The 18,796-nt window shown below is 38.6% G+C and carries 18 protein-coding genes and 1 pseudogene; 10 read left to right on the forward strand and 9 right to left on the reverse strand.

Features of this window, described 5'->3' with window-relative positions; all coding sequences use genetic code 11:
* Positions 1-14: 14 nt before the first annotated feature.
* The 4 genes from HC000_RS00990 to HC000_RS01005 form a co-directional block, all read right to left on the reverse strand.
* Entirely contained in the window at positions 15-806 is a 792-nt protein-coding gene (locus HC000_RS00990) for an SDR family oxidoreductase (protein ID WP_179806671.1), read from the reverse strand.
* A 50-nt stretch (positions 807-856) separates the two neighbouring features.
* Positions 857-1,360, reverse strand: a complete 504-nt coding sequence (locus HC000_RS00995) for an Mpo1-like protein (protein WP_089368158.1) — start codon at positions 1,358-1,360, stop codon at positions 857-859.
* Between the two features lie 87 nt (positions 1,361-1,447).
* Positions 1,448-1,855 (reverse strand): hypothetical protein, encoded by a 408-nt coding sequence (locus tag HC000_RS01000; protein ID WP_179806672.1) that lies wholly within the window; start codon positions 1,853-1,855, stop codon positions 1,448-1,450.
* Between the two features lie 195 nt (positions 1,856-2,050).
* Positions 2,051-3,004 (reverse strand): LysR substrate-binding domain-containing protein, encoded by a 954-nt coding sequence (locus tag HC000_RS01005; protein WP_179806673.1) that lies wholly within the window; start codon positions 3,002-3,004, stop codon positions 2,051-2,053.
* A 108-nt stretch (positions 3,005-3,112) separates the two neighbouring features.
* Between HC000_RS01005 and HC000_RS01010 the strand changes: the two genes are divergently transcribed.
* Together HC000_RS01010 and HC000_RS01015 are read left to right on the forward strand one after the other, a co-directional pair.
* The gene (locus tag HC000_RS01010) at positions 3,113-4,060 is read left to right on the forward strand and encodes a sodium-dependent bicarbonate transport family permease (protein ID WP_179806674.1); all 948 of its coding nucleotides are present in this window, start codon (positions 3,113-3,115) and stop codon (positions 4,058-4,060) included.
* Between the two features lie 423 nt (positions 4,061-4,483).
* Positions 4,484-5,653, forward strand: coding sequence for an MFS transporter (locus HC000_RS01015; protein ID WP_179806675.1), 1,170 nt, complete (start codon positions 4,484-4,486; stop codon positions 5,651-5,653).
* Between the two features lie 121 nt (positions 5,654-5,774).
* Here HC000_RS01015 and HC000_RS01020 read toward each other — a convergent pair whose 3' ends face one another.
* Together HC000_RS01020 and HC000_RS01025 are read right to left on the reverse strand one after the other, a co-directional pair.
* Positions 5,775-6,182 carry a hypothetical protein gene (locus HC000_RS01020; RefSeq protein ID WP_011327941.1) on the reverse strand — a complete coding sequence of 136 codons (408 nt, stop codon included), beginning with the start codon at positions 6,180-6,182 and terminating at the stop codon, positions 5,775-5,777.
* Between the two features lie 237 nt (positions 6,183-6,419).
* On the reverse strand, positions 6,420-7,670 hold the full coding sequence (locus HC000_RS01025) for a sodium:proton antiporter (RefSeq protein ID WP_179806676.1): 1,251 nt from the start codon (positions 7,668-7,670) through the stop codon (positions 6,420-6,422).
* 293 nt (positions 7,671-7,963) lie between these two features.
* Here HC000_RS01025 and HC000_RS01030 point away from each other — a divergent pair, with 293 nt between their 5' ends.
* From HC000_RS01030 to sbcB, 6 genes and pseudogenes are all read left to right on the forward strand, one after another.
* The gene (locus tag HC000_RS01030; protein ID WP_179806677.1) at positions 7,964-8,671 is read left to right on the forward strand and encodes a zeta toxin family protein; all 708 of its coding nucleotides are present in this window, start codon (positions 7,964-7,966) and stop codon (positions 8,669-8,671) included.
* 13 nt (positions 8,672-8,684) lie between these two features.
* A complete protein-coding gene (locus HC000_RS01035; RefSeq protein ID WP_179806678.1) occupies positions 8,685-8,843 on the forward strand; it encodes a hypothetical protein in 159 nt (52 codons plus the stop codon).
* Between the two features lie 442 nt (positions 8,844-9,285).
* Positions 9,286-9,546: pseudogene (locus tag HC000_RS01040) on the forward strand (S24 family peptidase); the annotation flags it as partial.
* A gap of 34 nt (positions 9,547-9,580) precedes the next feature.
* Positions 9,581-10,786 carry a hypothetical protein gene (locus HC000_RS01045; RefSeq protein WP_179806679.1) on the forward strand — a complete coding sequence of 402 codons (1,206 nt, stop codon included), beginning with the start codon at positions 9,581-9,583 and terminating at the stop codon, positions 10,784-10,786.
* A 199-nt stretch (positions 10,787-10,985) separates the two neighbouring features.
* Positions 10,986-11,834: a putative phage abortive infection protein gene (locus HC000_RS01050; RefSeq protein WP_179806680.1), complete on the forward strand. Its 849-nt coding sequence runs from the start codon at positions 10,986-10,988 to the stop codon at positions 11,832-11,834.
* Between the two features lie 163 nt (positions 11,835-11,997).
* Positions 11,998-13,443, forward strand: coding sequence for an exodeoxyribonuclease I (sbcB, locus tag HC000_RS01055; RefSeq protein WP_179806681.1), 1,446 nt, complete (start codon positions 11,998-12,000; stop codon positions 13,441-13,443).
* A gap of 174 nt (positions 13,444-13,617) precedes the next feature.
* Here sbcB and HC000_RS01060 read toward each other — a convergent pair whose 3' ends face one another.
* On the reverse strand, positions 13,618-14,499 hold the full coding sequence (locus HC000_RS01060) for an NAD(P)-dependent oxidoreductase (protein WP_179806682.1): 882 nt from the start codon (positions 14,497-14,499) through the stop codon (positions 13,618-13,620).
* Positions 14,500-14,617: 118 nt separating this feature from the next.
* On the opposite strand from HC000_RS01060, the gene HC000_RS01065 reads away from it, so the two are divergent.
* On the forward strand, positions 14,618-15,112 hold the full coding sequence (locus tag HC000_RS01065; RefSeq protein WP_179806683.1) for a glutathione peroxidase: 495 nt from the start codon (positions 14,618-14,620) through the stop codon (positions 15,110-15,112).
* A 53-nt stretch (positions 15,113-15,165) separates the two neighbouring features.
* Here HC000_RS01065 and HC000_RS01070 read toward each other — a convergent pair whose 3' ends face one another.
* On the reverse strand, positions 15,166-16,491 hold the full coding sequence (locus HC000_RS01070) for a sodium-dependent transporter (protein WP_179806684.1): 1,326 nt from the start codon (positions 16,489-16,491) through the stop codon (positions 15,166-15,168).
* Positions 16,492-16,664: 173 nt separating this feature from the next.
* Here HC000_RS01070 and HC000_RS01075 point away from each other — a divergent pair, with 173 nt between their 5' ends.
* Positions 16,665-17,408: a 4'-phosphopantetheinyl transferase superfamily protein gene (locus HC000_RS01075; protein ID WP_179806685.1), complete on the forward strand. Its 744-nt coding sequence runs from the start codon at positions 16,665-16,667 to the stop codon at positions 17,406-17,408.
* On the opposite strand, the gene lysC is transcribed toward HC000_RS01075, so the two are convergent.
* Positions 17,385-18,776 carry a lysine-sensitive aspartokinase 3 gene (gene lysC, locus HC000_RS01080; protein WP_179806686.1) on the reverse strand — a complete coding sequence of 464 codons (1,392 nt, stop codon included), beginning with the start codon at positions 18,774-18,776 and terminating at the stop codon, positions 17,385-17,387. The genes HC000_RS01075 and lysC overlap by 24 nt on opposite strands.
* Between the last annotated feature and the right edge of the window lie 20 nt (positions 18,777-18,796).

Here is an 18,796-nt window from a genome sequence, read left to right on the forward strand (position 1 = left end):
CTTGAATTTTGGTATTACTTAAAGTTAACTTTTGCAGTTAAACGGTTAAATAAACGCGGAAAAAAGCGTTTAATGGTAGGAGCCCAACCACTTAAACCTTGGCCAACAATCACTTCATCTTTTTTGCTATTAATAGCGTTAATCATTTTTGATGCGGCTACTTTAACATCCATGCCATTTTCTATAGCTTGCTCAGATTTATTTTGTGCAACACCTTGCGGGTTTAATGAGTTGTGCGCAATCGCGGTTTTTATAAAACCTGGGCAAATTGTTAAACAATGAATGTTATGCTCTTTTACTTCTGCGCGCAGGCAATCCATAAACCCCACCACTGCAAATTTAGTACCTGAGTAACCGGTTCTTAGTTTAGAGCCTACCTTTCCTGCCACACTACTTATAGCCACAACCGAGCCACTTTTTCTTGCAACCATAGAGGGCAATACCGCTTTAGTTAACGCCACTAAACCAAAATAGTTAACCTCCATTAATTGGCGATACACTTTAAAGTCGTTTTCTAAAAATAAACTACGCTGCGATATCCCGCCGTTATTAATTAAAATATCGATTGCGGGCAACTCATTTATTGCCGCGGTAACTTTACTCAATACTTCTTCGGGCTTTGCTAAATCGAGTGGCAATATTAAATGCCCTTCTCCTTTTAGTTCAGCCTTAAGCGCTGTCAGTTTGTCAACATTACGCGCCGATAAAATAACGCTAGCGCCCAGCTCTGCAAACTGTATTGCCAGCTCCTTACCTATGCCCGATGACGCACCGGTGATCCACACTGTTTTATTATTATAATCCATACTTTGTTACCGTATTTTTATGCTTTAGTCACAGCACGTTTGTTATTGTTTTATGGCTTAGTTGGGCCAGCAATGTCGGTTACTTGTTGCTCTAGCTTTTTATAACAGCCCAACATAAATAATAGCTCTGCAGTTACATACAAAGGGCCAATAATAAGCCCCGATATATCATCTATAAACGCGGGTTTTTTACCTTCAAAATAGTGGCCAGCAAACTGTAAAATCCAACCAAATACAAACAGCCCTATACTAATCGTTAACCAAGGCGTAAATGCCATAGCTGCAATAGGTTGCGCGCCAACAAGTAATATAGTTAATAGCACAGCCATAATAAGGCCCAACGACACACTTAACATTAAATAATACACAACTGAAACAAATACAATAAGTTGCCCGCCATCTATAACAAGGCCTCCCAACGGGATCTGAATGCGCGCCAATAAGCACAATACGGCAAATACAATGAGCGGAATGCCTAACAGGTGGGTGAGTACATTGCGTTTTGAACGGTGGTAAAGCCCGTAGTTACCTAGTTGCTGCTGCAGGGTTTTCATTAGTAATCCTTGTTTATTTTTGTTATAAGTTTTTACCTTAGCAAAAGTAAGCACAATAACAATGTAAACTATTCAATATTATGTAAATTAAACAAGTGCAGAAATTATTTTACCCGCCTCATGCTGAGGTTTCATATCCATTCGATCGCGCCCTTGTTGGTATTCTTGCTCAAGCATTTTTTCAAGTTCGTTAATTTTATCTGCAATTACATCAAGATCAGCGCCTTGCGCTTGTAACTCTTTAGTAAGCTCCTCTATTGCCGCTTTTAACTCGTCTATTTTGTCTTTATTTACACCTAAACGCTGATAAACAAGCGCTTCTTGAGCTTTTTCTAAAAATGATTGCTCTTTAGGGGCTGAGTTTATGCCCTTAACATCACTTGCTTTTTCATCAATGGGGGGATTGGTTGCCGCAACTTCGCTTGGGCTTGCCGCTTTATTTACACTAGGGGAATTATAGTTACTGTATTGATTTTTAAACGTTATTGTTGTCATTAGCTCAAACCCATTGTTGTGTTACAAGCTATGCAGCAATTTTGGTTCCAACTAAGTAAAAAAGCCCTAACAAAATATAAACTTAAACCTTACTTAATTTTATTTAAAATAAAAGCAAAATAATAAATAGTTAGATCTAAGTTATTATCGGTGTTTTTATAACTATGTATTGATAGCAACATAACGACTGCTTATTTAATTTTTAGGTTCTAAATGTAATGTATGGAGTTCATTACGCACCCATTTTGTATCGAGGTAATGCTCTAAATTAGCTTGGGCAAATTTTAAAAAGCTGCGCGCTGCGTGCGAAATGTGTCTGTCGGTACGCATTACAAAGTACCATTGGCTGGCTATATCGGTATCGATAACATGCAGTTTTGTATAGCTATTATCACCTTTTGGTAAAACATGATGCGACAGCAAGCTAATTCCCATACCCGATGATACTGCAACACGTATGGCTTCGTTACTCGCCATTTGTACACTATCGCTAAGCATTAAACCTCGGCTTTGTAGCTCACTTTCAAATAGCATACGTGTGGCAGAACCGTTTTCACGCAGTAAAAATCGATATGGCATTAAATCCGCCAATGTTACGGTTTTTTCATTCAATAGAGGATGATTATTAGGCACAATAAACTCTAATGGATTATGTAAAAACCGAGCGGCTTGGGCTTGCTCTAACGATGGTGGGTGGCTAAAAACGTAAATGTCGTCTTCTCCACGCTCAAAGCGGGCTAATACCTCTTCGCGATTGCCTATTTCCAGTGGTAACTCTACATGCGGATGCAAATTACTATAAGGACCGAGCAATTTAGGCAAAATATATTGCGCCGTATTTACCATGGCAATTTTACATCGCCCTCGCTCGCCTCCACGTAATTCCGCTAAAAAATCTTGATAATCTTCAAAATGAGCAAACACCTGCTTGCAGGTTCTAAATAGCTCAAGGCCAGCCTCGGTTACCTGTAACTTTTGCTGTTGCATAGTTATTAGTGGCTCTCCTATTTCTTCTTGTAAGCGTTTTATTTGTAGTGAAACAGTAGGTTGCGTTAAATAAAGCTGCCTTGCTGTTTCACTTAACGAACGGGTTTTTACTACACTCATAAACACTTCTAGTAATCTAAACGATATATGTCTTAAATCCATACCCACCTCATAGATAATTATCTATATATAACCACTGTTCATTTTATTATTTACTATACAAAGTTTTCTCTACAATAGCGCCACTTAATTTTACAACTAGGAAACACCGTGCCCGATATTGTTGTTATGTTTTTTATATTAGGTTTAATCGCCGGACTTATACACTCTGATCTTGCTATACCCAAAGCCACTTACGAAACCCTAAGCCTGCTGCTAATGCTTACTATTGGTTTAAAAGGCGGTATGGTTTTACACGGTAATTTAAATTGGCAACTACTCCCAGAAATGGGGGCCATTATGCTGCTTGGCGGGCTTATTCCTTTAATGCTGTACCCTATTTTAAAGTACGTTATTACACTTTCTCATGCTAATAGTGCCAGTATTGCGGCGCATTATGGCTCTGTTAGTGCGGGTACATTTGCTGTTGCGCTTGCTTACGCAGAGTCGTCTAGTTTGGTTGTAGGCGCTGAAGTAACTTTATATTTAGTGATGCTAGAGCTGCCGGCTATTATTGTTGGCCTGCTAATATATAGAAAATTTAATAAAGAAAGTGCACCAACTAAAAAGCTGTCTTTAAAAGCGGTTTGGCACGAAGCACTAACCAATAAAAGCGTTATTTTACTCGTTGGCGGTGTAATTATTGGCATAATGTACGGCACGCAACAAGGTAGCCAAGTTACCAGCTTATTAACTAACGGCTTTAAGGTTGTACTGGCATTATTTTTACTTGAAATGGGTTTAACCGCAGCGCAAACTTTGCGCCCTGTGCCTTGGCATCATTGGAAGTTAGCTTTATTTGCTATTATTACCCCTTTATTTTTGGGCACGCTTGGCGTAGCAGTCGGTACACTTTTACACCTGGAAATGGGTTCAATTGTAGTTTTAGGGAGCCTAGTTGCCAGTGCCTCATACATTGCAGCGCCTGCAGCCATAAAAGCCGCTATTCCAGAAGCGAATATTGGCCTTGCTATGCTGTGCTCTTTAGGTATTACCTTTCCGTTTAATGTTTTAATAGGTATTGGTTTGTATCATCAATTAGCGCTGCTAATGCAGTAATCAAACGTTTAGTTTTAACTCAGCTGCATAAATTAAAACCGCTCGTTTACAACACATAAAAGTAATCGTTTTAAAGGCTGTTACTTTTATTTGTTGTGCCGCAACTGTTTATAACTTAAAAACACTTACTAATGGTTTGCTCAATGGCTTAAATTTATTGCTCTTATCGCATTAAACCAAGCAAATAAAATAACAAAAACCATACAATTTTAATACGTTTAAAACACAAATACGTCGCAATTGTGCGCTTATTTTACGTAATTGTGCAGTTAAAAATTTATTTTCATTGATTAATAAAAAATCACTTTACTTCCTTTCAAAAGAGTCCTACATTCGCCGCAAAATCAACCAACATTAAATAATCGCCTTAAAACAGAGTCGGTAAACAGCGTTTATTTATGACCTTAAAATCGGATAATTCTAATGATAGAATTCGTTGCTACTAGCAAGTCAAATAACCCGTTAGCACCTGTTATCGGTTTGTCTTTTTTTGCTATAGCTTCTGGCTTTTTAATGAGCCTGATCCCGCTATCGCTATCGGCATTTAAACTCGATGTAGATCTTGCCCCATGGCTAGCGAGTGTATTTTATTTTGGCTTACTTATTGGCGCTACATGCATTGAACGCATAGTGGTAAAAATAGGCCACAGGTTTGCTTTTATTTTATTTCTTAGTTTATTAATTTTAAGTGTTCTTGCTCAGCTAGTTATGCCTAAAGCTGGGGTTTGGTTAATGGCGCGTTTTGTTGCCGGTATGGCCGTTGCAGGTGTATTTGTGGTGGTTGAATCGTGGTTATTAATGACCAACACGCCTAAAGCTCGTGCTAAACGTTTAGGCCTTTACATGACCTCGCTTTATGGCGGCAGCGCAGTAGGCCAACTTGCTATAGCACCGCTAGGCACGGTAGGTGCTGTGCCCTACTTATTTGTTGTTGGTTTATTATTGCTAGCAATTTTAGCACCGTTATTAATTACATCAGGCCAACCAGATAGCCAAGAACTACAAAAACTGCCATTAAAAGAAATTAAAACCCTTAGCCGCCCAGCAATATTAGGTTGCTTAGCGTCGGGGCTATTACTGGGGCCAATTTACGGATTAATGCCTGTATATATCGCAGCACAAAGCGAGCAAGCTCAATACACAGGTTTGTTAATGGCAATTATTATTCTTGGCGGCATGTTAGTACAGCCACTTGTAAGTTACTTATCAACTCGTATGGGTAAAAACTTACTCATGGCAATGTTTTGCTTTTTAGGTGCAGCAAGCGTGTTAGGTATATTGCAAACAACCAGCTTTAGCGGCTTAGTTATTAGCTACTTAGTGTTAGGGGCAGCAAGTTTTGCACTTTACCCTATTGCCATTACGCTCGCTTGCGACTCTTTGCCTATGGCTAAAATTGTATCAGCAACCGAAATCATGCTTTTAAGCTACAGCCTAGGCTCTGTGCTAGGCCCAATGCTTGCGGCCAACTTCTCTGATGCAAGCGATGGTATTTTACTTTATTTAGGCGGCTGCTTAGCCACCACCTGTATTTACATGCTAATTAAAAGCATGAAAGACATTCCAACAGGTAGCACACCCGTTGCAGGCTAAGCTAATAACCACATAAATTAGTGATACAAAAATGCCGCTCAGTAAAATGAGCGGCATTTTTTGTTATTCACAATTAATAAGAATACTTTAGAAAGGTATCACTCTTTATTGTTTATGCTTTTTATAAAGATAGCTCTTGTTTAGCGCGCGTTAAATTATGAGATACAAGTGCGTTTTTATTAAGCTGCACTGCCTCGTATAAATCAGCGATTGCAGCAGTTTCGTTATTTGCTTTTAAACGTGCAACACCACGGTTACTTAACGCGTACGATGTAAGCTGGCGTAGTTTAAACTTAGAGCCTTGTGCATTATTTAATAGTGCAATTGCTTGTGTACACACGGCTTCAGCTTCAGCGTAATTTTTTGACTTAACGTTAAGCGCACAGCTGTTAAACGATTGCTCCAACTGCTGTGGTGCAGTTGCGGTTTCAATAACCATTAATTTGTAATCACTTTGCTCAGCCATTGCAGCAGCTGAACATGTAAGTAGTGAGCTAAGAGCGATAGTTTTGATAAGTGTTAATTTCATGGTCATAGTCCTATTAGTTAAGTCGTGCTTGTTGCCGACAACTGAACTTTAGAGAATTAACACAAAATCGACAAACGATTAAAATAAACTCGATAGGTGAATTAAACTAACCTATAGACTTTAGTCTAGTGGTGCGTAGTTAAAGTTATACTGAGTAATGTGAAATATTTTACAAAAAAGTAAATTGCCTGAGTGGCTATTATTCTTCGGCGGATTAACGTTTCATGTTATTTGTATCTAACGAATACTTTTCGCAACTTTACCAATACTTAAGCCTTGCACTAAAATAGAAAACACCACAACAGCGTAGGTTAGTGCCAATAAAATATCGCGTTCGGAGCCTGTAGGTAGCTGAAGTACTAATGCTACCGAAATCCCGCCGCGCAAACCGCCCCACGTCAAAACCTTCCAAGCCCCCGTCGGCAATTTTAGCTGTTGCCTAAAAGTTGTGGTGGTAATGCCAACCACAATAAGCCGCGCTAGTAGAGCAATTAAAATGGTTAAACCTGCGGCAATAAATAAATTACCTGAGTAAATTATCATTACTACTTCAAGCCCAATCAAAACAAACAAAATTGCATTTAAAATTTCGTCTATTAGCTCCCAAAACAAATCAACATAATGGCGAGTTTTTCCGCTCATAGCCAAGCTACGCCCCCGATTACCAACCATCAGCCCCATCATTACCATTGCGAGCGGCCCCGACAGATGCCAATGGCTTGCAAGCGCATAACCACCAATAACACCGGCTAAAGTCAGTAGTACTTCTTCTTGGTAACTATCAATACTTTTTAGCAAGTAATACAAAATACCGCCCAGCACTAAACCAAAAACAATACCGCCACCAACCTCTACCACCAGCATATTTGCTACATAATAAGTTGTTGGAATATCACCGCTAGACAAAATCCCTAACAAAAGTAAAAAAATAACTACGCTAATACCGTCATTAAATAACGACTCACCAGCAATCACAGTTTCAATACTTTTAGGAGCACCAGCAGATTGTAAAATTCCCATCACAGCAATAGGGTCCGTTGGCGATATTAAAGCACCAAATAATAAACACCAAATAAATGGCAAGCTAAACCCCAGCAAGGGCAACATATAATAAAGGGCTGCTGCAATCATAACGGTAGATAACAAAGTGCCCACACAAGCCAAAATACCAATAGGCAGTTTATAACGCTTTAAATCGCTTACATTAACGTGCAAAGCACCGGCAAAAAGCAACATTGAAAGCATGCCATCGAGCAAAACCTCCGTAAAATCTAATTGCTCAAGTAAACTAACTTCGTAATCTATTAGCTGATCAAACCCTAAAAAGCCCAAAAATATTGCAGCAATCGATACCAACATAGAAATAACCATAACCCCAATGGTTGTAGGTAAACCAATAAAGCGATGATTAACATAGGTTAGTAATGCGGTAATCGATAAAAATATAGCACTTATATCAAATACGGTTAGGCCAGTTGCTGATGCCATAATTTAAGCCTCAATATATGTAATAACTTTTGCTCAAAACGAGCAAGACAGAAGAATAGCGCTTGTTTAATTATAAGGTTACGTTTGTTGGCGTTAAATTAGCATAGTCAAAATACTGATATCTGACATTAATATCAGTAAATAAGCTTTTATAATATTTATCTTTTTAATTAAAAGATTAAGTACATAAGCCTACATCTTTAAATTCAATCTAAAAAATGTATACTCAAAGATGTACACAAATCAAACATCATAGTTGAACCGACTTACCTGACAAAGCTTAAAGGTTTTTCATGAACAATGGCGAAATTGAATCAAAAGCTTTAGCACAGGCTAAAGCAATGAAAAAAACATTTGCAAAAAAGTTCATTGATCATTTACCAGAAGAAGAAAGTGCTGTTTCAGTTTTTATGGCTGGTTCTCCAGGTGCGGGTAAAACAGAAACTGCTAAGAATATTATCAAGCAATTTAAGACCGAACATAATGCAAATGTAGTACACATTGAGAACGATGAACTTCGAAAGCAGTTTGGTGATTACAACGGTATTAACTCACCTTTATTTCAAAAACCTGCAACCATATTAGTTGAAGCAATACACGATAGAGCTTTAAAACAAAAAGTAAGTTTTGTTCTCGATTCAACACTCTCAAGCCTAACAAAAGCAAAGTCTAATATTGAACGTTCTTTAAGTAAAAACAGATATGTATTAATTATTTTCGTATATCAAGAACCTGCTCAAGCATGGAAATTAGTTAAAGCTAGAGAGATCGTAGAAGGGCGACGTGTACCTAAAGATGTTTTTATCGAGCAATTCATTAACTCTCAACTTGTCGTCAGTGAATTAAAAAAGTTATTTAGAGATAAGATTGATATTATTTTTATGGAAAAAAACCTTGACGGAACACGTGAAAAGCCCCACTTTAATATTACTGATATTGACCTGTTACTTGGCAAAAAGTATAATCGGGCTTCATTAGAGGCTATAACAAGCAGTAAATAATAGGAGTATGGCTATGTTTGAAAGTAAACGCGAAAAAGTTAAGTCTACACCTTTCTCAGACTTCGTTCGTAATGCATCTTCAAGAGAAAAACGTAAGTTTTTTGATAAAGTGATTAAAGATACAATTGCTGAACAAAATGAAATGATTAAAAAAGCACAAGCGTGTAGTTAATATAAGCTTTCTGAAAGTCGCTAAATAGCGGCCTTTTTAATACTTACCAAAATAAAAAGCTAAATACTGACTCGATATTCCATTTTTCACATCACCAAGCTTTATTGAAGCAAAGCCTCTGCTGCATATTCCTCTGAGCTATTATTTTATTTTCGCAGAACCACCTGCTTCAAGTAAAATAATAGCTAGCTTACCTTTACCAGTTAGCTCGTACTACATATCACAGCCGTATTCTTGAACTTTAGCCGGTTCAGCTAAAGCACACTGACAAATCATGAGTAAGCGAAAATAGTGAATTCTATTAGTTTTTTCATTATTATAAATGGGTGCTGTTTTGAAATAATCTTCAATGTTAAATACTTTTATGTATTGTTTCCAGCAATATAGGTACAATTGAAGTTAAATCCTATAGCGCCTAACGTATTAGCTACAGTGTTCTAGCCTTTAAGTGCAAGGTATTAGCATGGAGCCAAAGTTTGATGAGGGTGATTTGATTTTTGTATACCCTGAAGCAGAGTGCATTTAGGGTTCGTACGTAGTAACCCACCTAGACGACAACCAAGCTACATTAAAACAGCTTATTATCGAAAACGGCCACAAATTCCTAAAAGCCGCCAACCCTAATTGGCCTGAACAACTAATACCGATAAACGGCAACTGTACCTTGGTTGGAAAAGTAATATTTACCGGTAAGTCACTGTAAAGCTGTTAATAACAATAAAATTAAAGGACTAATTATGTTTTTTCATAACAATGTAAATTATGAAATAATTAACAAGTTTTTATTAAATCATAATCTTGCAGATAAAGGTTTTGAAAAAAGAATTAATAACACTGATTCTTCAGATGGAATTCAATTATTAAATAACCTTTTTAAAGATATATTAATTATTGTGAGGGAGATTTATACTTCACCAAGTTCTTGGGATATATTTTGTGAAATAAGCATTCATAAATATGGTGAGAAATTCATAAATTATCTCAAAAACTATAAGTATTTATCAAATGAGCTGGGGATTGATTCTCAATTTGAAAATTCTGATATTCGGGATTTATATCTGATATGCATAAATTTTTTAATGGAGGTAACTTTTTTTTCTGAAACGGATTTAAACAGTAGTAAGTTACTTAATAATGAATCAATTGAGCAGTTTAAAAAGAACTTAGACTGCTATACTGAAAGTGATAAGTTTGACTCAGAGTACAAAGCTGCCCTACTTAATGCTAAATATACTGTACCTCTAGATTTGATGAAAAACCTCTACTTTAGTAAAGAGGTTCAGGCAATTAAATCACTAGATAAATCTGTAAGTAAAATTGACGTGCTTCATACCGAATCTTCTAGATTAGAAGAACGGCTGCTTAAGTTAAAACTTGACCATGAATCCTCCTTGACTGAGAAACTAAAAGAAGTAAAAGATTTAGAAAACACGTTAAGTAGATATGAAACAGCTTTTAATTTTGTTGGCTTATATAAAGGGTTTAATAATTTAGCTATAAGAAAACAAAAAGAATCAACAAACTCGTTCATCTTTTTGCTCATACTATCATTTGCATTAATTATTTTTCCTCTATATGGAATGGTGACTGTTTATAGCCCAAGTAGTGATTTAAATAGCCATACCCCTTTTACTCATTTGTTAGCCTTCTTGCCATTAATATCCTTAGAGCTAATCCTTATATACTTCTTCAGAGTTGTATTACACAACTATAAGTCAGTACAAGCCCAAGTTTTACAAATTGAGTTAAGACAAACGCTTTGCCAGTTCATTCAAAACTATGCAGATTACTCTAAAGATATTAAAAAAGATGATCCCGCAGTTTTAGAGAAATTTGAGAATCTTATTTTTAGTGGGATTATTAGCGACGCGGAAAACCTACCTAGCACCTTTGATGGAATGGATCAAATTACAAAATTACTATCATCTTTAAAAAAGACTTAAGAGTATGAAAAGGATTGTTTTTATAATTTGTGGAATTGCAGGGCTAGCCGCCATTATCGCAATTATATTTTTTGTATCGAAATTTGGGTTTGGCCCAGCTTCAACGATAGGTAACTGGGGCGCAGTTGGTGACTTTTTTGGCGGTGTACTAAATCCAACATTCGCTCTATTAAGCTTAATTTTAATTGCTTATACACTAATGCAAAATAAAAAAGCGCTGGAGCAAAGTGAAAAAGCTATTGAGCAAGGCACTAAGGCTATAAAGCAAAATGAAAAAGCCCTACAAGTGAGTAATAAAGAGCTAGAACTTACACGTAATGAACTTGCCAACTCCTCAAAAGCATTAGAAGAGCAAGCTAGCTTATTGGCAGTACAAAGCTTTGAAACTACCTTTTTTAATATGTTGGAATTGCATAGTAGTCTGCTTGATAGATTTAATTATAGTTATAGTGACTCACTTGATGCTATAAGTGATGAACTAAAAATCCCTTACTTTCTAACTGTTAGTAATAATTTACAACAACCGGGAATATTTAGTTTTAATAAGTTGTTGATATCCATGAAAGATGCTCACGAGCGTGTTGGTAAAAAACCATCAATTATACATGTTTTCAATTGTTTTTATCTATATGAAAACAAACAGTTTGGCAGCTACTTTAGAAACCTTTATCAACTACTTAAACTTATAAAAACGAGTACCTCAAGTTATCAAGTTCAAAAGAAGTACAGTAATATCTTAAGAGCTCAATTATCAAACCAAGAGCTAACACTTCTATTTTTGAATTGTTTATGCTCTAGTGTTGATAATGGCCAATTCAGAAAGCTAGTAATTCACTTCGAGCTACTCGAGCATTTAGATATCACCTACAATTTAGGTGGTGATAACATCGCAACTTTCACAATAAATAACCCAACGCTACATTTGACTAGTAATGAAACCGACCAGTACATACTAAAAGATACAAATGGCACGTTCCTTAAGTCAGCCTTTGGCCAGAACACTCAAATTATGGATTATTGTAAGTTCAAAAACCTGGTAAACCAGTAGTACTAAAAAGCCTGCTAACAGTGGGCTTTCTTATAATAAAACTCGTTTTCTCACCCAAAACTATAAACTCCCCCGCCCATATGCCATAATCTAAATAATTCATAATTTTAGTAACTTGGCGCTATTTTTGGCACTTTAAAGTTAACTACTCAAGGTTTTACGCATGGCATATCAAGAGCAAAATCAAGCAACAATCTATTGGCACGACTACGAGACCTGGGGGGCTAGTCCGCAAAAGGATAAGCCGAGCCAGTTTGCGGGTGTTCGTACCGATCTTGATTTAAATATTATTGGTGAGCCGCTTATTGAATACTGTAAACCGCAGGCGGATTACTTACCGCATCCTGAGGCGTGTTTAATTACCGGCATTACGCCACAAGTGGCGATGAAAAAAGGCTTGGTTGAGGCTGAATTTATAGCAAAAATTCATGCACAATTTAGTGTGCCAAATACCTGTGTTGCTGGTTATAACAGTATTCGGTTTGATGACGAAGTAAGCCGCTATAGCTTTTACCGTAACTTTTACGACCCGTACGAGCGCGAATATAAAAACAACAATAGCCGCTGGGACATTATTGATTTAGTACGTGCTTGTTATGCGCTACGCCCAGAGGGCATTGAATGGCCGTTAAAAGAAGACGGTAGTCCAAGCTTTAAGTTAGAGCATTTAACCGTTGCCAACGGTATTGAACACGCTGCGGCGCACGATGCACTAAGCGATGTAACCGCTACTATTGCATTGGCTAAACTAATAAAAGACAAGCAGCCAAAGCTGTATAACTTCTTTTTTAGTTTACGTGGTAAAAAAGCCTTGGCTGAGTTGGTTGATGTATTTAACATGACCCCGCTTGTGCATACCAGCTCACGCATTCCAGCAACGCAAGGCTGTACTAGCTGGGTTGCACCTATGAGCTTTCATCCGGTAAATAAAAATGCCGTAATTTGTTTTGATTTAACTCAAAGCCCACAAGTACTTATTGATTTAAGTGTTGAGCAATTACGTAAACGTTTATATACCAAGCGTATTGATTTAGCTGAAGACGAGTTACCAGTAGGATTAAAGCTAGTGCATTTAAACAAGTGCCCTATTTTAGCACCTGCTAAAACGTTATTACCTGAAAATGCAGCGCGTTTAGGCATTGACCGCGAGCAATGTTTAAAAAACTTGGCGGTGTTAAAAGCCAATAGCGAGCTGCGCGATAAAGTAACTGAGGTGTTTAACGAACAAGGCGATTACAGCGCAACAACTAACGTTGACTATTTACTTTACGATGGGTTTACTAGCCATGCTGATAAAGCTAAATTTGCGATTATTCGCGGTGCAAAACCCGAAGACTTAGCCGATTTAAAACTCGATTTTGAAGACAAAAAGTTTAATACTTTATTGTTTAGATACCGCGCCCGTAACTGGCCGCAAACGCTTAACCAGCAAGAGCTGGATCAATGGCGTCAGTATTGTCAAAACAAGTTAATGCACGGGGAAGATCAACCCTCAATTAACGCTCAAGACTTTATGATCACGCTGGAAAATTTAGCCCATGAGCATGACGACAGTGAAAAAAACCTAACTATTTTAAAGGCGCTGTATAATTACGCACAAAGCATGTAGCTTGCTTTAGACGTACTTATACAACGCATATAAAAACGCGACGCTATAGTAATTTAAGCGTCGCGTTTTTTTTGAATTTTGATAGGCGAAGCTTTTAATATCTTTACCATTTTAAAACTACGTTTTTATACGCAAACCAGCTTGGCGTCTACAACGATATACTCAAGGTAAACGTTATTTTTTATGCTGTGCTTCAATACGCGCAAGTAAGCTTGATGTATCGTAGCGGCCACCGCCTAATGCTTGCACATCGGCGTAGTACCCATCTACTGTGGCTGTCATTGCTAGCGTTGCGCCATTATTTTTAGCCTCATCTAGCGCTATGCCTAAGTCTTTACGCATCCAATCAACTGCAAAACCAAAGTCGTATTCTCCTGCCCACATGGTTTTGTAACGGTTTTCCATTTGCCACGAACCGGCAGCGCCTTTAGAAATAGTTTCTATTACTTTTTCACCATCAAGCCCTGCTTGCTTTGCAAAATGTAAGCCTTCGGCTAAGCCCTGTACTGCACCCGCAATACAAATTTGATTAACCATTTTACATAATTGCCCCGAGCCTACGCCACCTAACAATTGGCTAAAACGACTAAATGCCGTCATAACAGGTTGCACTTTAGCAAATACAGCTTCGCTGCCACCAGCCATTACCGTAAGCACGCCATTTTCGGCGCCAGCTTGGCCACCCGATACTGGCGCGTCAATAAAGTCGACTTTTAATAACGCCGCTTTTGCTGCCACTTCGCGCGCCACTGTAGCTGAAGTAGTGGTATGATCGACCAAAATACTGCCCGCTTTAATACCGGCTAACACTCCGTTTTCGCCATATACTACCGAGCGTAAATCGTCGTCGTTACCCACACACATAAATACAATGTCGGCACCGTTTACAGCTTCGCGTGGAGTGGCTGCAAAGTTGCCGCTAAATTCGTTAGCCCACTTTTGAGCTTTAGCTTGAGTACGGTTATAAACGTACACACTGTGCCCTGCTTTTGCTAAATGCCCCGCCATTGGGTAACCCATTACGCCTAAACCAATAAATGCTACTTTCATTGACATAAAAATGACCTATTAAACTGATAACTTAAAAACCATGCCTGATTATGTCAATCGGTTGATAAAAAAGCGAATGAAGTCTTTATAAAGTTTATTTAATAGGAAATTAAGTAGGTGATCTATGGATAGTATTTATCAATTTAACGCAGAGTGCTGTAACAAGGCGCTTTTTTCTTTTAAGCAGTTAAAAGGCAAAACGCTACTTATTGTAAATATTGCCAGTGAATGTCATTTTTCGGCGCAGTTAACCGCTTTAGAAAAGCTGTATCAGCAATATAAAAACAGTGGGTTTACCATTTTGGCGTTTCCGTGCAATCAATTTGGCCAAAATGAACCGCTTGATAATTTAGCCATTAACAGCTTTTATAAAACGCAATTTAATACCACATTTGAAATATTTGCCAAAGTAATGGTAAACGGCCCAGAAGCCCACCCCTTGTTTAATTACTTAAAGCAGCACACCAGAGGCATTTCGCAAGGGCGAGTAATAAAGTGGAACTTCACTAAATTTTTAATTAATTCGCAAGGCCAACTTGTTTCCCGTTATGCGCCGCGCACCAAGCCAGAAACGTTAAAGCAGGCAATTGAAAATCAGTTATTGCTAACAGCTAAATAACAAAGCAAAACGAGAGCAAAAGCTCCCGTTTTATTTATTACCTGTAGTAACGTTTAGCTACTAAATGCCACATTGGCAAATACCAAGGTCATTAATATTGGGCAAACAAAACGTATGTACTGAGCAAACCAGTAATGCGCGCCGCTAGTTGCTTGGTGTAGTTTGTTACCGCGCTGCCATAACCAGCCCACAGTAACAAAGTAAAACAACCCCATTAACGGTAATTGGTACTGAGTAAATACCATAATAACCAAGCCAAATAACCAATCAAAATTAAGTATTATTAAGCTGGCAAACACTAGCACTACGCCACTAACCAGCCACGTAGCTTTAGTGCGGTCAACACTGTGGTTTTCGACTAAAAACGCCACCGGTATTTCGGTGGTTGATATAGTAGAAGTAACCGAGGCTATCGACATTAATACAAAAAACAATAACCCAACCAATAAGCCAATATCGCCCATGGTGTTAAATAACGCGGGTAAAATGGCAAAAATAAGCTGCCCTTCGCCAATTAATTTACCGTTACTAAATACTTCTACGCCGTTGTGCTGCGCCACATATATAGCAGGCACAATAAGTAAACCAGCTAAAAATGCCACACTGGTATCAAGTAGTGCTACGCTGGCAGTCAGTTTTGGTAAATTAGCACCGGGTTTTAAATACGAGCCGTAAATCATCATGCAGCCCACACCTAAGGATAAAGAGAAAAAGGCTTGCCCCATAGCTGCAATAATTAAGTTAGGGTCGAGTATTTGGCTAAAGTCTGGTATTAAATACGCAGCAAAACCATCACTTGCACCATCAAGCGTTGCAATATAAATAATTAAACCAATTAGCAATACTAGCAGCACCGGCATTAAACGCCGTGACCAGGTTTCAATACCTGATTTAACCCCTTTTAAAATAATACTCGCGGTTAAAATAAGCATAAGTGGGGTAAACACAAAATTACGCAGCGCAGAGTCGCTATGTAAAAATTCACTAGCGCCGCTAAAACCTAAAAATGTAGTTACTGGTTCAATAGCATACGACAGCATCCACCCCGCCACTATTGAATAAAAGCTAAGCATTACAATAGCGCCGCCAAGGCCAATATAACCTGCAGCCGCGCCTACTTTAGGGGCTTTATTTTGCCATGCTTGCCTAAGTGCTTTTACCGGATTAGCTTGGGCGTAATACCCTAAATACAGCTCGGTATATAAAGCCGGCAAAGCAAGTAAAAATATAACAATAAAGTAAACCAGCAAAAAAGCACCACCACCATGGTTAGCAGCCTGCGTAGGAAAACCCCATATATTACCTAAACCTACCGCTGCGCCAGCGGCGGCCAATACAAAACCAAGTCGACTTTGAAAACCATCACGCACTTGTGTCATACACCTACAAATCTGTTATTATTTTAGCTGTTGTGAATTAAACCATATTTCATCGCGCCTTAGTAATAAAAATGCACCTAGCGCGCACAACAACTAACAACCGCTCACTATATGTTCAGCTTATGCATACAAGCAGGTAATCGGTATTAAATTTATTATTATTTTGAGCGTTTATGAGTTCACTTTACTTTAAAAACACCCTGCAAATTAATCAGCCTTTTAGTAACAATAAAAGCCCTATTTTATTGTTTGACGCTAAAACGCTCGATATAAGCCAATTTAATTTGCCTGATTATTTAAGCCCTTTTGAGCTGCAAATAATAAACCGCCGTAAAAGCGTATCTGCCAAGCAAGAGTATTTAGCCACGCGATTATTACTTAAGTATTTAGTTATAACCTCGCACCCTAATATGGCGGGCATTAAGCCATGTAATATAAGCTCAGAGTTTAACCTACAAACAAGTAAATTAGCGCTACACATTAATAACAGCCACACCGTTATTAATACCTGTATATCGCATTCTAATGGTTTTGTTGGCGCTGCACTTAACCCTACAAAAGCCCAGTTTGGTTTCGATATTGAAAAAATAAGTACAAAGCGCCCTTTTGAAAAACTCGCAAAGCATTTTTATCATACCGATGAAATTGCGCTGATCACCAAGCCCAGCAATGCAGAGGATCAAGCTAAACACTTTTTTAGAATTTGGACCTTAAAAGAAGCGCTCGCTAAAGCCACTAGCCGCCCTATTGCCAAATTGCTAAGCCCTAATGTGTTTACCGAGTTAACTTGCGCGCAGCTTAATGCCAGCAGTTCAGTGGTGGGTGAATTTGATATAAGTGTAGTGAGCGAAAAAAGCACTGACTGGCAGTGCTCTCTTATTAATTTAGCTGTATTAGGCCGCGCAATCGCTCTCTAGTAGTCGGCTATGAATAGCTTGCACTACGTTGTCGGATTCGCCTTGCTCGACCAAAAAGCACAAGTTATGCTTACTTGCACCGTGGCAAATTAGCCGTATATTAAAGTCGCTTAATACCTGCATTAAGTTCATTTCGTGCTGGCGCAACTGTATTTCTGAGCCAATAAGCGCCACTAAGGTTAAGTTGTTTTCTACCGACACATGGCAAAACTCAGCAAGTTTATCTAAGCAACCCTGATCAAGCTCTGGGCGCGATGCATTAGGCGCGTTATCAAGCGTTATTGCTACGCTAATTTCAGAAGTAGTCACTAAATCTACCGAAATGTTAAACTCACTTAAAATGGTAAATACTCGGGCTAAAAAGCCACTAGCTAATAGCATTTCGGGGCTTTTAAGGGTAAGTAATATTTGGTTTTTACGTTGTGTTACTGCGCGAATTCCTGGCAGTTGCGATTTTTCACGCTCAATCCAAGTACCACCGCGCTGCGGCTCACGGCTCGACCCTACAAACACATTAATATGGCTGCGACTGGCGGGTAAAATAGTTGCCGGATGCAATACTTTTGCACCAAAGGTAGCCATTTCGGCAGCTTCATCAAAACTGAGGCGTGCAATAGGCGTGGCTTTTACACATAAACGCGGGTCGGTACTAAAAATACCCACTACGTCAGTCCAAATATGTACACTTTTAGCATGAATAGCCTCGGCCAGTAATGCCGCGCTGTAGTCTGATCCGCCGCGCCCTAAAGTGGTCGTTTGGCCGTGTTCGTCACTGCCAATAAAGCCCTGTGTAACAATTACTTGATCGTCTAACAGCGGAATAAGTAATGCGCTTGCCGCTTGCGCAGTAGCTGCAACATTAGGAGTTGCTTTACCAAATTGACTGTCGGTTTTAAGCACTTGGCGCACGTCAAAGCGTATTGCATTTAAACCTTTTGAGCGCAGCACTTGGGTAAATAAATAAGTTGATAATCGCTCGCCAAAACTTAATAGTTCGTCATGTAACGCTTTTGTTTGTAGCGTTTGGCTGGCTAGTTTTTCAAATACCGCTAACGTTTGAGCAAAGCCCTGCGCTAAATCGGTATCTAAACTCAATTCGGATAAAATAGCCTGCTGAATCGCCAACACACCGTTAATATGCGCTTGGCGCTCATCTGCGCTAAGGCTGCTATTGCACAGCTCAACTAAATGATTAGTGACTCCTGCGCTGGCGCTTAGCGCAACAATACGCACGCTTTTATCTGCTACTATTATTTTACTACTGTGATCCATAGCTGCAAAGTTAGCTACGCTGGTGCCGCCAAATTTAGCAACGGTATAATTTGATTTGTTGCCTAATACTACATGTGGCACTGATTGGGTTGTCATTTCGTCTCCTTTCACGGCAT

It is taken from the genome of Pseudoalteromonas sp. MIP2626 (assembly GCF_013414205.1).
Classification (GTDB): Bacteria; Pseudomonadota; Gammaproteobacteria; order Enterobacterales; family Alteromonadaceae; genus Pseudoalteromonas; species Pseudoalteromonas nigrifaciens.

Excerpts from the sequence above, each read along its gene's own strand:
- HC000_RS01025 (WP_179806676.1), bottom strand. The coding sequence starts at position 7,670 with ATGGCATCAGCAACTGGCCTAACCGTATTTGATATAAGTGCTATATTT.
- HC000_RS00990 (WP_179806671.1), bottom strand. The coding sequence starts at position 806 with ATGGATTATAATAATAAAACAGTGTGGATCACCGGTGCGTCATCGGGC.
- HC000_RS01070 (WP_179806684.1), bottom strand. The coding sequence starts at position 16,491 with ATGACACAAGTGCGTGATGGTTTTCAAAGTCGACTTGGTTTTGTATTG.
- HC000_RS01005 (WP_179806673.1), bottom strand. The coding sequence starts at position 3,004 with ATGGATTTAAGACATATATCGTTTAGATTACTAGAAGTGTTTATGAGT.
- HC000_RS00995 (WP_089368158.1), bottom strand. The coding sequence starts at position 1,360 with ATGAAAACCCTGCAGCAGCAACTAGGTAACTACGGGCTTTACCACCGT.
- lysC (WP_179806686.1), bottom strand. The coding sequence starts at position 18,776 with ATGACAACCCAATCAGTGCCACATGTAGTATTAGGCAACAAATCAAAT.
- HC000_RS01045 (WP_179806679.1), top strand. The coding sequence starts at position 9,581 with ATGTTTTTTCATAACAATGTAAATTATGAAATAATTAACAAGTTTTTA.
- sbcB (WP_179806681.1), top strand. The coding sequence starts at position 11,998 with ATGGCATATCAAGAGCAAAATCAAGCAACAATCTATTGGCACGACTAC.
- HC000_RS01035 (WP_179806678.1), top strand. The coding sequence starts at position 8,685 with ATGTTTGAAAGTAAACGCGAAAAAGTTAAGTCTACACCTTTCTCAGAC.
- HC000_RS01000 (WP_179806672.1), bottom strand. The coding sequence starts at position 1,855 with ATGACAACAATAACGTTTAAAAATCAATACAGTAACTATAATTCCCCT.
- HC000_RS01050 (WP_179806680.1), top strand. The coding sequence starts at position 10,986 with ATGCAAAATAAAAAAGCGCTGGAGCAAAGTGAAAAAGCTATTGAGCAA.
- HC000_RS01075 (WP_179806685.1), top strand. The coding sequence starts at position 16,665 with ATGAGTTCACTTTACTTTAAAAACACCCTGCAAATTAATCAGCCTTTT.
- HC000_RS01065 (WP_179806683.1), top strand. The coding sequence starts at position 14,618 with ATGGATAGTATTTATCAATTTAACGCAGAGTGCTGTAACAAGGCGCTT.
- HC000_RS01015 (WP_179806675.1), top strand. The coding sequence starts at position 4,484 with ATGATAGAATTCGTTGCTACTAGCAAGTCAAATAACCCGTTAGCACCT.
- HC000_RS01060 (WP_179806682.1), bottom strand. The coding sequence starts at position 14,499 with ATGTCAATGAAAGTAGCATTTATTGGTTTAGGCGTAATGGGTTACCCA.
- HC000_RS01020 (WP_011327941.1), bottom strand. The coding sequence starts at position 6,182 with ATGAAATTAACACTTATCAAAACTATCGCTCTTAGCTCACTACTTACA.
- HC000_RS01030 (WP_179806677.1), top strand. The coding sequence starts at position 7,964 with ATGAACAATGGCGAAATTGAATCAAAAGCTTTAGCACAGGCTAAAGCA.